We start from the raw sequence: 12,900 nt of genomic DNA, 5'->3' as shown, positions 1-12,900 counted from the left end.
CGATCATGTCGGTCTCTACGGTGACACCAAGCCGCCCCTGAAACAGCCTGAGCGCCAGAAAGGGCGAATAATCTCCCTCTGCTCCGGGCGTGATCTGGCGCTTCCACTGCGCCATGACATAGCGGGCATCGTCCTGCGGCACGGGATCGTCGAGGCGCATGGCGAAKCCGTGCCAGACCGTCTGATCGTAGCTTGCCAGGACCTCGGGCTTCTCCCAGACCTCGGCCCTTTCGCTGCAATTGCGCGCGCCCTTCGCGCAGAGCGGCTTGACCGACAGGGTGAGCGCGCCCCTGCCATCCAGGGCGCCTTTCTCCTGAAATGTCACCTGTCCGGCGCGCTGTTCGGCATTGTCCTTATAATAGAGCCCGCCTTCGAGGGCGAAGCGCCCGGCATCGAAAGCATCCCTCAGGAACAGCGAAGATCCGTCCTGTGCCGCAGCCAATGACGGCGGTGTCAGCGCGAGCAGGGCAATCCCTGACATCCCTGCCAACCGCCGTCCGACACCTCTCAGCCGCATCGTCGTTCCTCCGCGCATTGTGATCGAAACATGCGGCCGGGCGCCAAGCAAGCCGTGGGCATGCCGCATTGCGACATTGCGCAAGGGCCGTGACTGACACACATATGACGCGAAACTCAATAAGCGGTGCACCATCCGGTTCGCCAGACAGGACGTCCCTTGGAGACGAACCTCTTTCGTTACATCTGGCAGAAGAGCCGTGGCGAACAGATCGTCGTCCTGCTGATCATCCTTGCCTCAATTCCATTCAACTGGGCCTCGTTCGTCGTGCCGAAGCGCATCGTCAACGATGCGATCCAGGGCGGAGCCTTCAAGGACGGCCAGACCAGCGCGACGCTGATGGACATCACGCTGCATTGGCCGGACATCTTCGGCGGCGGCAGCGTCCACCTGTTCGACGGCTTCCAGGTCGGCCAGCTCGGGCTGCTCTTCGGGCTGAGCTTCTATTTCCTTGTGCTGGTGCTGATCAACGGCGTCTTCAAATACGTGATCAACGTGCGCAAGGGCATCCTCGGCGAGCGGATGCTGAGGCGCATGCGCTACGACCTGTTCAGCCAGCTCATGCGCTTCCAGCCGGAGGATATCAGGGCGGTCAAGCCGGCCGAAGTGGCAAGCATGATCAAGGACGAGGTCGAGCCGATCGGCGGTTTCGTCGGTGATGCCTTCATCCAGCCGGTCTTCCTGCTTAGCCAGGCGTTGACGGCGCTGGTTTTCATCATGGTGCAAAGCGTCTGGCTGGGCTCGATCGCACTGTTCATCGTGATCGCCCAGGCGATCATCATCCCGATCCTGCGGCGGGAGCAGTTACGGCTTGGCCGCGAAAGGCAGATCGCATCGCGCCTGCTCGCGGGGAGGATCGGCGAGATCGTGGATGCCGGTCCGACCATTCAGGGGCATGGCGTCACCAACTATATGCAGTCGGATATTGCCGGGCGTCTCGGCAACCTTTTCGACATCCGCTACGCGCTCTACAAGCGCAAATTCGCGGTCAAGTTCCTCAACAACCTGCTGGCCCAGATCACGCCATTCTTCTTCTACGCAGTCGGGGGCTATTTTGCCCTGCAGGGCCGGCTCGATATCGGCCAGCTCGTTGCCGTGATCGCGGCCTATCGCGATCTGCCGCCGCCGATCAAGGAACTGATCGACTGGGATCAGCAGCGCAACGACGTCACCATCAAGTACGAACAGGTCGTCGGCCAGTTCAACCCTGACGAGACAATGGTGCTCGACGAGGAGGAGGATTGTTCGAACCTGCCCGACAAGGGCGAGATCAGGCTCGACAGCGTCCAGATGCTCGATAACCGCGGCCAGCCGCTGCTGTCGCCCTTGTCGTTTCAGGTGCCTCGTCCCAGTGTCGTTGCCGTCATCGGGCCGCCGGGGGGAGCGCGCGACGTCTTCGGCCGCATCCTAGKCCGCCAGATCATGTCCTATTCGGGACGGGTCCTGATCGACAGGGCCAGCCTCGCGCGATTTTCGGTCGAGAAGGCAAGCCATCTGATCGGTTATGCCGGCCAGGAGGTCGAGATCATCAACGGCACGCTGCGCGACAACATCCTGCTGCCCCTCAGGCGCCGGCGGCCGAGCCTGAAGCCAAAGGAACCGATCACGCCGCAAGAGCACAGGCGGCTGATCGAAGCGGTCCGCTCCGGCAATACGCCCTTCTCGTTTGCGGCCGACTGGACCGACTATGAAGGGGTGGGGCTCGCCGACGCCGCCGAGCTTGAAGCGCATGTCCAGCGGATTCTGGAGGTCCTTGGCTGCGACGAGGACGTCTACGAGCTCGGACTGGACGGCAAGGTCGTCCTGCCGCTCGACCAGTCGATCATCGACAGGATCACCGAAGCCCGCAAGGTCGTGGCGGCGGAACTGTCCAAGAGCAAGCTTGCCGGACTGGTCGAGACATTCGATCCCAAACGCTACAATGCCAACGCGACCATTGCGGAGAACCTGATCTTCGGGGCGCGCAAGGGGGCGCGTTTCGCCAATGATACCCTGCTGGCGGAGCCCTATGCGCGCGCCCTGATGCAGGCCGAAGCGCTGATCGAGCCGCTCGTCGAAGTGGGTGCGCGCATCGTCTCGACGGTGGTCGAGATCTTCGAGGGACTGCCGGCCGGCCATGCCTTGTTCGAAAGGTATTCCTTTGGCACGAACTTCGACCTCKAGATACTGAAGAGCCTGGCCTCGGTTCTTGCCAAGCACGATATGCGCAGCCCGCTCGATCCGGAAACGGAGCGAAACCTGATGGCGCTCGCGCTCGGCTATATCGAACCGAAGCACCGCCTCAACTTGCTGGACGATGCCCTGCGGCGGCGGATTTTGCGTGCGCGGGCAAGTTTCAAGGCCCATTTGCCGGCGGATGCTGCCAGTTCGGTCGATTTCTATGACCCGGACCGCGTCATGGATGGGGCCAGCATCCGCGACAATCTTCTGTTCGGGCGCATCGGYTTCGGCATCAGCGATGCCGGCCGCAAGGTTGCCGACATCATGCGAACGGCGCTGTCTCGCGCAGGTCTGGACGGCTCGCTCTATCGCGTCGGACTCAACACCGATTGCGGGCTGCGTGGCCGCTATCTGCCGGCCCGGATCCGGCTCGCGATCCCACTCGCCCAAGCCTTGATCAAGACGCCGCAGATCGCGATTCTCGATCCGAGTGCGCTGCTTGCCACGACAAACAAGGGTGGTGAAATCATCAGCCGCTTGCGCAAGCATTGTGCCGGCATGACACTGTTTCTACTTCTTGGTGATGGTAGTCTCGCCAGGGACATTTCGCCGAGGCTCGTGTTCAACGGWTCCTTCGGCGTGATTGAAGACGGCGACAGCGATGGCGAGGACGAAACGGAACATCGGGCCGTTTCATCTCCGTTGCGGGTCGCCGAGGGGGTAGAGGTGCGACAATGACGCTCGAAAGCGATATCGCCTGCCTGCGGAGCATACCGCTCTTTCGCAGCCTGCCGGCGCCACGGCTCAAGCTTGTGGCCTTGATGGGTGAACGCCTGCATTTCGAGCCGGGGACCGTCATCATCCGGGAAGGAGAGAGGCCGCAAGGCGTCTACTTCATCCTGGAGGGAGAGGTGGAGCTCCTCCACATGGAGGGTGAACGCCCCGCCAAGCGCTTCCAGTTCGAGACGGGAAGCATCTTCGGCGACGTGCCGATGCTGAGCGACCAGGCCTATCTCGGCGAAGCTGTCGCCAAGACCGAGGTCTGCGCGCTCCGCCTGCCGAAGGATCTGTTCTTCGAACTGCTCGGCACCGTTCCCGATTTCAGCGTTGCGCTGTCACGTGATCTGGCCTCGCGCCTGTACCGACTGGCCAATTACGTCCTGCATAGCGAGAAGGTCCATTGAGGACACGGGAAAACTCATGAGTCTGCCGCAGACCGGCACGAAGCGTTCGCCTGGATTCGATGCCGGCATGAGCCAGGTTTCGTCCTGGAGCCGGGATATCCGCCTGGTGTCAGGGTTCGTCCTGCTCGTCTTCGCGACGACCCATTTCCTCAACCATGCCGTTGGGATCGCCGGTGTTGCGGCGATGGAGCAGGTGCAGGAATGGCGCTACGCTGTCTGGCATTCCTGGCCGGGAACCGTCGCGCTCTATGGCGCTCTGATCGTTCACCCGCTCTTTGCTCTGGTGCGAGTCGCGCAGCGCCGGACCTTCCGCATGCCGGTGCGCGAAATCCTGCAGATCGCGCTGGGCCTCGCCATCCCCCTGCTGCTCGTCGACCATATCGTCAGCACCCGGATCATCGGGCATTATTTCCATATCGACGAGAGCTACCACGCGGTGCTGCGACGGCTCTGGCCCGGGCACGCCTTGGCGCAGTCGCTGCTCCTGCTCCTGGTCTGGACGCATGGCATGATCGGCCTGCACTTCATCCTGCGCAGCCGGGATAGCTATGCGCGGTGGCGCGATCCCTTTCTTCTGGTCGCGATCCTCATTCCGGTTCTTGCCCTGATCGGCTTCTCCGTCGCCGCGCGCGAGGCCGTGCAAATGGCCCTGCCGCCGGAGGCACGCAACGACGCCCGGTCGGCGATGTCCAACTGGCATGAGATGTGGGTGAAGAGTGGCTTCTTCGGGCTCGTAGGCGCCTTCGCGATCTTCGTTGCGTTTCGCGAGTTCCGGGTGCGGACGACCCGTGCGATCACGGTGCGCTTCGTCGGCCATGGCGTGCGCAAGGTCGTGCCCGGCCCGACCGTGCTTGAGCTGTTCCGGCGCTTCAATATTCCGCATGCGGCGCTTTGCGGTGGGCGGGCGCGCTGTGCCACCTGCCGCGTGCTGGTCCTCGATGGTGCGGATGGGCTTCCGGCGCCAGGGCCGAACGAGGCGAAGCTGCTGCGTCGGATTTCGGCGCCGCCGCGTGTCCGCCTCGCCTGCCAGATCCGACCGCGCGACGACCTGCAGGTGCAGTTGTTGCTCGCATCCAAACTCGGATCGGCCATACGAGCCGTCGAACTGGATAGTTCCATTGCCCGGCGCGGCCTGACCGTGATGGTGGCCGATCTGCGCGCTTTCTCGGCGCTGTCGGAGCGTCAACTGCCGCATGAGCTGATCGGATTGCTCAATCGCTTCTTCGACGAGATGGCGCAGGCGATCATCGCTCATGGCGGGCGCATCGATGCTCTCTATGGCGATGGCTTCATGGCGGTGTTCGGCCTGGAAGCCAGCCCGGCCAAGGCGGCACTGGCTTCGATCGCGGCTGCTGGCGACATCGTGCGGGCGGTCGACGCCCTGAATCGTGAGTTCAGCGCGGCCCTGCCGCTGCCGCTGCGGATCGGCATCGGCATCCATACCGGCCAGGCTGTCGTCGGCGCGGTCGAGAATGACAGCCTCGGCCGGCATGAGATCACGGTCGGCGAGACGGTGGCGATCGCGAGCCAGTTCGAGGCCGCGACACGGCGTGTTCTCGCCGATATCGTGGTTTCGGAGACGACTGTTGCAGTGACCGGCCGGAGCTTTGCCGAAGCCGTTCCGCTGAAGGTGATGATCAAGGGCCGGGATGCGCCGATGGCGGCCTATGGCTTCGCCAGGACGCCACGCATCGACGCTGCGGATGAGGCTGACGCGGTGGACGCCAGCGCAGTGGCGACGCAAGGCGCGACGCAGGATGCTGGCAATGGGGAGCAGCGGGCTCCCACCGAGACGCCCACCCCCGCGAATCCGGCTGGGCGGCGCCCCAAGACGCAGGCTGACCAGAAGCCCGAAAATCAGGACGTCTGAGGCTCAGGGCGGGCCATAGACCAGGAAGCGGCGGCGGTCGTATCCGGCGCTGCGCAATGCCGGATCGTCGATCGTCATGGCGAGATCGATAAGCGGCGGAGCCGGCCGCGTCGCCGTGATCGCGCCGATCTGGCCGCAGGCGCGTTCCAGATCGAGCGCGTAGTCGATCACAAGGGTCTCGGCTGCTTCCGCAAGGGCGAGCAGTTCGGGCGGGGTCGCCGCGGTTCCCCCGAAGGGCTTGAGCGACAGGCCGAGCAGCACCAATGCATAGGGCTTCGGCGGGGCAAGCGCGATGGCCTGAAGCTTGGCGGCCCGATGCAGGACCGTGCAGGGCTTTCCGTTCAGTATATCTGCTTTGAAAGCCGGTATTTTCGGGTCGATCACCGTCACCGATTGCGGGGAATGGGTGAGAAAGCCGGTGATCGGCAGCCCGGCGCCCCCGATCTCCACGATATGCGGGCAGTGCCGCACCGCGTGCGCGGCGAGCACCTGTCTCAAGCAGGCGCCGGGGCCGGCGAGATGGGGCAACAAGGTTCCCGAAGGGGCCATTGCGCCGTCATTCTCGTGACTGGCCTTTATATCCGGGCTTGCATATGGTCCGGCCGAATTCATCCCATCCCTTCGCGATATGGCATGACCACGGACACGCCTTCGGACGCCTTCTACGACATTCTGCGCGGTGTCGCAGCCCTGACCGGAAACAGGGTCGTGGCCGATCTCGCGCGGCTGATCGGCCAGGGGATGCCGCCGGAACTCTGGATCGCCTTCAACCACAAGCAGATCGCGTCCAAGCGCTGGCTGGTCGATGCGCTGGCCGAGACTTTGCCGCGACCGGAGGGGCCGGTCTGGGTGCTCGGGGCGTGGTATGGCGTGCTCGGCGCTTTGTTGCTGGATGATCCGCGGCTCGACCTCGGCAGGGTGGTCAGCCTCGACCGCGATCCCGCGTGTGCGGAGATCGCCGAACGCCTGAATCGCCGCCATGTCGCGGAAGAGCGCTTCGGCGCTGTCACTGCCGATATGATGCAGCTTGATTTCACGAGGGAGCCCGAGCGGCCCGGCCTGGTGATCAACACGAGCTGCGAGCATCTGGCCGATGTGCCCGGCTGGGTCGCATCGCTGCCGCCCGGTCTGCCGGTGCTGTTGCAGTCGAACGATTATTATCGCGAGCCGGACCACAAAAGCTGCGTCGCCAGTCTTGAAGCGTTCAAGGAGCAGGTCGGACTGTCCGAGATCCATTTTTCCGGCGCGCTGCCGGGCAGGAACTATACGCGCTTCATGCTGATCGGCCGGCGATGAGCGAGGTGAAGGAGCCGCGGATCGCGATTGCGATGAAGGGCTATCCGCGCCTGTCGGAGACGTTCATCGCACAGGAATTGCTGGGCCTGCAGCAGCGCGCACTGCCTTTTTCGATCTGGTCGCTGCGTCAGCCGACGGATGGCGCACGCCACCTCATGCACAAGCAGATCACGGCGCCCGTGACATACCTGCCGGAGTATCTGCACGAGGAGCCGGGGCGTGTGCTGCGCGGCATCGGGCGGGCTCTGTTCCGGCCAGGATTCCTTCGGCTCCTGCCGGTTTTCCTGCGCGATCTTGCCCGCGATCCGACGCGTAACAGGGTGCGCCGCTTCGGCCAGGCCTGCGTGATGGCGCGGGAACTCCCGGGGAGTATCGACCATCTGCACGTTCACTATCTGCATACGCCGGCCTCGGTGATCCGATACGCGGCGCTGCTGCGTGGCTTGAGCTGGTCATTTTCGGCCCATGCCAAGGATATCTGGACGACACCGGACTGGGAGAAGCGCGAAAAGATCGCCGACGCAGCCTGGGGCGTCACCTGCACTCGTGATGGACATGCGGAGCTGACGCGGCTTGCGGATCGCACCGACAAGGTCGCTCTGCTCTATCATGGGCTCGACCTGGCGCGGTTTCCCGCGCCTCCGGTCGCGCGGATCATGCGCGATGGTCGCGACCCTGCCGATCCGGTTCGTTTCATCACCATTGGTCGGGCGGTGGAGAAGAAGGGCTTCGACGATCTGCTCGCAGCTCTGGCGGCGCTGCCGGCAGAGCTTCACTGGCGGCTGACCCATATCGGCGGCGGCGAAAGGCTCGCTGCGCTGAAGGCGTTGTCCGCGAATCTCGGACTGGCGGAGCGGGTCATCTGGTCGGGGCCTAAGGCTCAGCAGGACGTGATTGCGGCCCTGCGCGATGCGGATCTCTTCGTATTGCCCTCGAAGCAGGCGGGCGATGGCGATCGCGATGGCCTGCCCAATGTCGTGATGGAGGCCGCAAGCCAAGCCCTGCCGATCGTTGCGACCGATTTCGCGGGCATTCCCGAATTCGTACGCGAAGGCGTCGAAGGTGTGCTCGTGGCGCCGGGCGATCGGGAGGCACTGGCGCGGCAATTGGCCGATCTCGCGTCGTCCCCGACACGGCGCGTCGCCCTTGGGGAGGCCGCCTTCCAGAGATTGGCGCAGGAGTTTTCGGCAGCGGCGGGACTCGACCGGGTCCAGGCGATGCTGTTGGACGCAGCGAACCGGCGGCGATCATGACGCCCCGCGTCCTGATCGCCGTCACGCACCTCCTCGGCAGCGGCCATCTTGTCAGGGCCGCTCATCTTGCGCGTGCCCTTGGGGCCGCCGGATTCGAAACCGTGCTGGTCAGTGGCGGGGCCGCGCCGCGATCCGTCCCGGACGGTTCGTTCACCTTTGCCCAGTTGCCGCCGGTCAAGGTCGAGGGTGTTGACTTCCGGAACCTGCTCGACCCGGAAGGGAGACCGGTTTCGCAGGACTATCGCGCCTTGCGCCGGAAGACGCTCTGCGATCTMACGGCGCAGCACCGGCCCGATGTCGTCATTACCGAGCATTTTCCGTTCGGACGCCGACAATTGGGCGATGAGTTTCTGGGCCTCATCGGCGTGGCGGCGGCGGCCAATCCACGGGCGCTGGTCCTGTCCTCGGTGCGCGATGTCCTGGTGACGCCGCGCGCCGATCGCATCCGTGAGGCCGAAGCGCGCATCGCGGCACATTTCGACGCGGTCCTCGTCCATGGCGACAGAGCCTTCCTGCCGCTGGAGCGGTCCTGGCCGGTTGCACCAGAGCTGGCGCGAAAGCTGCGCTATACCGGTTACCTGACCGGCCCCGAGGAGTGCGCCGCTCCCTTGGAGCCTGGCGAGATCGTGGTGTCCGGAGGCGGTTCGGCTGCTGGCTTGCCTCTGTTCGAGCTCGCCATCGCGACCGCGACCTTGATGGGCAATCGCAGGCGCTGGCGTATCCTTGGCGGTCAGGGCATCGGCGCAGAGGAATTCGCCGACCTGGAGGGCAAGGCGCCGGCGCATGTCCGCGTCGAACGTGCGAGACCGGATTTCCCCGGGCTGCTTGCAGGCTGTGCGCTTTCGATCAGCCAGGCCGGCTACAACACGGTGCTAGACCTGGTCCGCGCCGGGCGGCCGGCGATCGTGGTGCCCTTCGATGCCGGAAACGAGACCGAGCAGGCGATCCGCGCCGAGGCGATGGAGAATGCAGGCCTCGCACGTTGTCTGCGCCTGACCGGACCTGATTCGCTGACACCGAACAGGTTGGAGAAAGCGGTGACGGAGATGCTGGGGGCAGATGCGCCCCCACCGCTCACGATCGACAGGGCAGGGGCCGAAACCTCCGTCGCGATCATTGCGAAGCTGCTGGCCGAACGCGCCTGAACGCTCGGTATGTCTTTTGCGACATGCCTCCTGCGTATTGCCGTTGCGGCGGTTTGCGAATTGCCGCTCCGACGCTTTCGCACTAATTAGGTTTCGTACGCCTCCCCTTTCGGTCGGCAGTGGGACAACCGGTGGTTCGCCCGGCACTGTTCTGCGCCCGGAGACAAGACAATGACGACGACGATTGCCCAGGGCCTTCCCGATATGAAGCTGTCGGTGCGCCAGACTTTTGGGATCGACTCCGATCTCGAAGTGCCGGCCTACTCGCAGGCCGACGCCCATGTGCCCGATCTCGACGTCGACTACCGATTTGACCGTGACACCACGATCGCGATTCTCGCGGGCTTCGCGCATAATCGACGCGTCATGATCTCGGGCTATCACGGCACAGGCAAATCGACCCATATCGAACAGGTCGCGGCCCGCCTGAACTGGCCTTGCGTGCGCGTCAACCTCGACAGCCACGTCTCGCGCCTCGATCTCGTCGGCAAGGACGCGATCGTGCTGAAGGAAGGCAAGCAGATCACCGAGTTCCAGGACGGCATCCTGCCCTGGGCGCTGCAGAACAACATCGCGCTCGTCTTCGACGAGTACGACGCCGGTCGCCCGGACGTTATGTTCGTGATCCAGCGCGTGCTCGAGCAGTCCGGCAAGCTGACGCTGCTCGATCAGAAGCGCGTCATCCGTCCTCACCCTGCCTTCCGCATGTTCGCCACGGCGAACACGGTCGGCCTCGGCGACACGTCGGGCCTCTATCACGGCACCCAGCAGATCAACCARGGCCAGATGGACCGCTGGTCGATCGTSACSACGCTGAACTACCTGCCGCACGACAACGAAGTCGCGATCGTGCTCGCCAAGTCGAAGCATTATCAGGCCTCGCCCGAGGGCAAGGACATCGTCAACAAGATGGTCCGCGTCGCCGACCTGACACGCAACGCCTTCATGAACGGCGATCTCTCGACCGTCATGAGCCCGCGCACGGTCATCACCTGGGCCGAGAATGCCGCGATCTTCGGCGATATCGGCTTCGCTTTCCGGGTGACGTTCCTGAACAAGTGCGACGAGATGGAGCGCACGCTCGTGGCGGAGTTCTTCCAGCGCTCCTTCGGCAAGGAATTGCCGGAGAGCGCGGTCAACGTCGTTCTGAGCTGAGGGGAAACGGGTCATGGCGAGCGCGCGCTATCAAGGGAGCTGCCATTGCGGGCGGGTCGGGTTCACGGTCGAGGCCAGCCTCGAGCGGACGATCACCTGCAACTGTTCCTATTGCCAGCGTCGCGGCTCGATCCTGACCTTTTCGCCGGCGACGGCCTTCACCCTTGAAAAGGGGGAGGATGCGCTGACCGAATACCGTTTCCACACGCAGAAGATCCAGCACCTGTTCTGCGAAACCTGCGGCATCGAATCCTTCGCTCGCGGCTCGATGCCGGACGGCACGCCGATGGTCGCGGTGAATGTACGCTGCCTCGAGGGTGTCGAGCCCGCCGAACTCGATTCGACGATGTTCGACGGGCGCTCGCGCTAGCATCAAGTCAAAGGACGGCTCCGCCTTGTCCATCTCCAATCGTAAGCCGGGTCAGCCCAAGGAAGCACCAGCCGAGCCGCTGAAGCGCGCCATTTCCGGTGCGATGAAGGCGATCGCGCGCAAGCCCGAGATGGAAATCGTCTTCGCGGCGGACAAGCCATCGCTCGTTGGCGAACGAGCCCGTCTGCCCGAACCGCCGCGCAAGCTGACGGTCCAGGATGTCGCGATCCTGCGCGGCCACTCGGATTCGATGGCACTCAGGCTCGCCTGTCATGACGCCTCGATCCACCGCCGCGCCGCGCCGGAGGGCGATGCGGCGCGCGCTGTCTTCGACGCCGTCGAGCAGGCCCGGGTCGAATGCGTCGGCTCGCGCCGGATGAGCGGCATGGCCGGCAACATCACCGCCATGCTGGAAGACCGCTATCATCGCGGTGGCCGCTACGAGGAAATCTCCGATCGCGCCGACGCCCCACTGGAAGACGCACTGGCGTTGATGGTGCGTGAGCGCCTGACGGGGCTGAAGCCGCCGCAGGCCGCGACCAAGATCGTCGATCTCTGGCGCGACGTGATCGAGGCGAAGGCCGGTGCCGATCTCGACCGGCTGTCGCAGTCGGTCGAGGATCAGCGCGCCTTTTCGCGGACGGTTCGCGATATGCTGGCTTCACTCGACATGGCCGAGCAGAGTTCGCAGGGCCAGGACGAGGAAGAGGACGAGGACAACCAGGACCAGTCCTCCGAGGATCAGCAGCAGCAGGATGGCGAGGCCGAGCAGGAAAGCGGCGGCGAGCGCTCGGAGGTCGAGGTCAGCGAGGATGCGACCGACGAGTTGCAGGAGGGCGCGTCGGAAGCGACCGACGCTCCGGCCGGCGACTGGGACGAGGAGGACGATTCCTCTGAATCCGAGGAGGCGGGCGAGGCGCCGCGCCCCCGCGAGGGGCGCCAGAACGACCGGCCGCAAACGGACTACAAGCCCTACACCGTCAAGTTCGACGAGACGGTCACGGCCGAGGAGCTCTGCGACGCCGAGGAGTTGACCCGGCTGCGGGCCTATCTCGACAAGCAGCTCGCCCATCTCCAGGGCGTGGTGGCACGGCTTGCCAACCGGTTGCAGCGCCGCCTGATGGCGCAGCAGAACCGGTCCTGGCAGTTCGATCTCGAAGAGGGTTCGCTCGACCCTTCGCGCCTGCCGCGGATCATCATCGACCCGTTCCAGCCGCTCTCCTTCCGGCAGGAATCGGACACGAATTTCCGCGATACGGTCGTGACGCTGCTGATCGACAATTCCGGCTCGATGCGCGGCCGGCCGATCACGGTTGCCGCGACCTGCGCGGACATCCTGGCGCGGACGCTGGAGCGCTGCGGCGTCAAGGTCGAGCTGCTCGGCTTCACCACGCGTGCCTGGAAGGGCGGGCTGTCGCGCGAGGCTTGGCTGCAATCCGGCAAGCCGGCCAATCCGGGCCGGCTGAACGATCTCAGGCACATCATCTACAAGGCGGCGGACGCTCCTTGGCGCCGGGCTCGCAAGAATCTCGGGTTGATGATGCGCGAAGGCCTGCTCAAGGAGAATATTGACGGCGAGGCGCTCGACTGGGCCCATAAGCGGCTGCTCGCGCGGCCCGAGCAGCGCAAGATCCTCATGGTGATCTCCGATGGCGCGCCGGTCGACGATTCGACGCTGTCGGTCAATGCCGGCAACTACCTCGAGCGGCATCTGCGCCATATCATCGCCGAGATCGAGACGCGCTCGCCGGTCGAACTGATCGCCATCGGCATCGGCCATGACGTGACGCGCTACTATCGCCGCGCCGTCACCATCGTCGATGCGGAGGAACTCGGCGGGGTGATGACGGAGAAGCTGGCCGAGCTCTTCGAGGAGGATGGCCCCACCGGCAAGGCTCCGGTTTCTCGTCGCATGCAATGAGGCTGACCAGACGCGGCGTCCTCCAGGGG

General features: G+C 64.6%; 11 protein-coding genes. 9 read left to right on the top strand and 2 right to left on the bottom strand.

What is annotated here, in order from left to right:
* The coding region (locus AC1DJT_RS11980) for a heparin lyase I family protein (RefSeq protein ID WP_476834124.1) at positions 1 to 481 on the bottom strand (481 nt) is incomplete at its 3' end.
* 195 nt (positions 482 to 676) lie between these two features.
* Here AC1DJT_RS11980 and AC1DJT_RS11975 point away from each other — a divergent pair.
* From AC1DJT_RS11975 to AC1DJT_RS11965, 3 genes are read left to right on the top strand one after another with little or no spacing between them, the layout of a single operon-like run.
* Complete coding sequence (locus AC1DJT_RS11975) at positions 677 to 3,415, top strand: ABC transporter transmembrane domain-containing protein (protein ID WP_476834123.1); 2,739 nt, start codon at positions 677 to 679, stop codon at positions 3,413 to 3,415.
* Positions 3,412 to 3,861: a cyclic nucleotide-binding domain-containing protein gene (locus AC1DJT_RS11970; protein WP_441493203.1), complete on the top strand. Its 450-nt coding sequence runs from the start codon at positions 3,412 to 3,414 to the stop codon at positions 3,859 to 3,861. The genes AC1DJT_RS11975 and AC1DJT_RS11970 overlap by 4 nt, the downstream gene beginning before the upstream one ends.
* A 16-nt stretch (positions 3,862 to 3,877) precedes the next feature.
* On the top strand, positions 3,878 to 5,731 hold the full coding sequence (locus tag AC1DJT_RS11965) for an adenylate/guanylate cyclase domain-containing protein (protein ID WP_476775495.1): 1,854 nt from the start codon (positions 3,878 to 3,880) through the stop codon (positions 5,729 to 5,731).
* Between the two features lie 3 nt (positions 5,732 to 5,734).
* On the opposite strand, the gene AC1DJT_RS11960 is transcribed toward AC1DJT_RS11965, so the two are convergent.
* Positions 5,735 to 6,280: a hypothetical protein gene (locus tag AC1DJT_RS11960; RefSeq protein ID WP_441505683.1), complete on the bottom strand. Its 546-nt coding sequence runs from the start codon at positions 6,278 to 6,280 to the stop codon at positions 5,735 to 5,737.
* Between the two features lie 84 nt (positions 6,281 to 6,364).
* On the opposite strand from AC1DJT_RS11960, the gene AC1DJT_RS11955 reads away from it, so the two are divergent.
* The 6 genes from AC1DJT_RS11955 (at position 6,365) to cobT (ending at position 12,871) form a co-directional block, all read left to right on the top strand.
* Entirely contained in the window at positions 6,365 to 7,027 is a 663-nt protein-coding gene (locus AC1DJT_RS11955) for a class I SAM-dependent methyltransferase (protein WP_441493206.1), read from the top strand.
* Entirely contained in the window at positions 7,024 to 8,280 is a 1,257-nt protein-coding gene (locus tag AC1DJT_RS11950) for a glycosyltransferase (RefSeq protein ID WP_441505682.1), read from the top strand. Before AC1DJT_RS11955 ends, AC1DJT_RS11950 begins: the two co-directional genes overlap by 4 nt.
* Positions 8,277 to 9,425, top strand: a complete 1,149-nt coding sequence (locus AC1DJT_RS11945) for a glycosyltransferase family protein (RefSeq protein WP_441505681.1) — start codon at positions 8,277 to 8,279, stop codon at positions 9,423 to 9,425. The genes AC1DJT_RS11950 and AC1DJT_RS11945 overlap by 4 nt, the downstream gene beginning before the upstream one ends.
* Positions 9,426 to 9,596: 171 nt before the next feature.
* A complete protein-coding gene (gene cobS / locus AC1DJT_RS11940; protein ID WP_069878864.1) occupies positions 9,597 to 10,580 on the top strand; it encodes a cobaltochelatase subunit CobS in 984 nt (327 codons plus the stop codon).
* 13 nt (positions 10,581 to 10,593) lie between these two features.
* Complete coding sequence (locus tag AC1DJT_RS11935) at positions 10,594 to 10,950, top strand: GFA family protein (protein ID WP_441505680.1); 357 nt, start codon at positions 10,594 to 10,596, stop codon at positions 10,948 to 10,950.
* Between the two features lie 25 nt (positions 10,951 to 10,975).
* Entirely contained in the window at positions 10,976 to 12,871 is a 1,896-nt protein-coding gene (gene cobT / locus AC1DJT_RS11930; protein WP_441493210.1) for a cobaltochelatase subunit CobT, read from the top strand.
* Positions 12,872 to 12,900: the final 29 nt, after the last annotated feature.

Source organism: Allobosea sp. 05T422_2 (assembly GCF_056396265.1).
The sequence above is the reverse complement of the archived record's forward strand: the minus strand, read 5'-3'. Positions and strand labels throughout refer to the sequence as shown.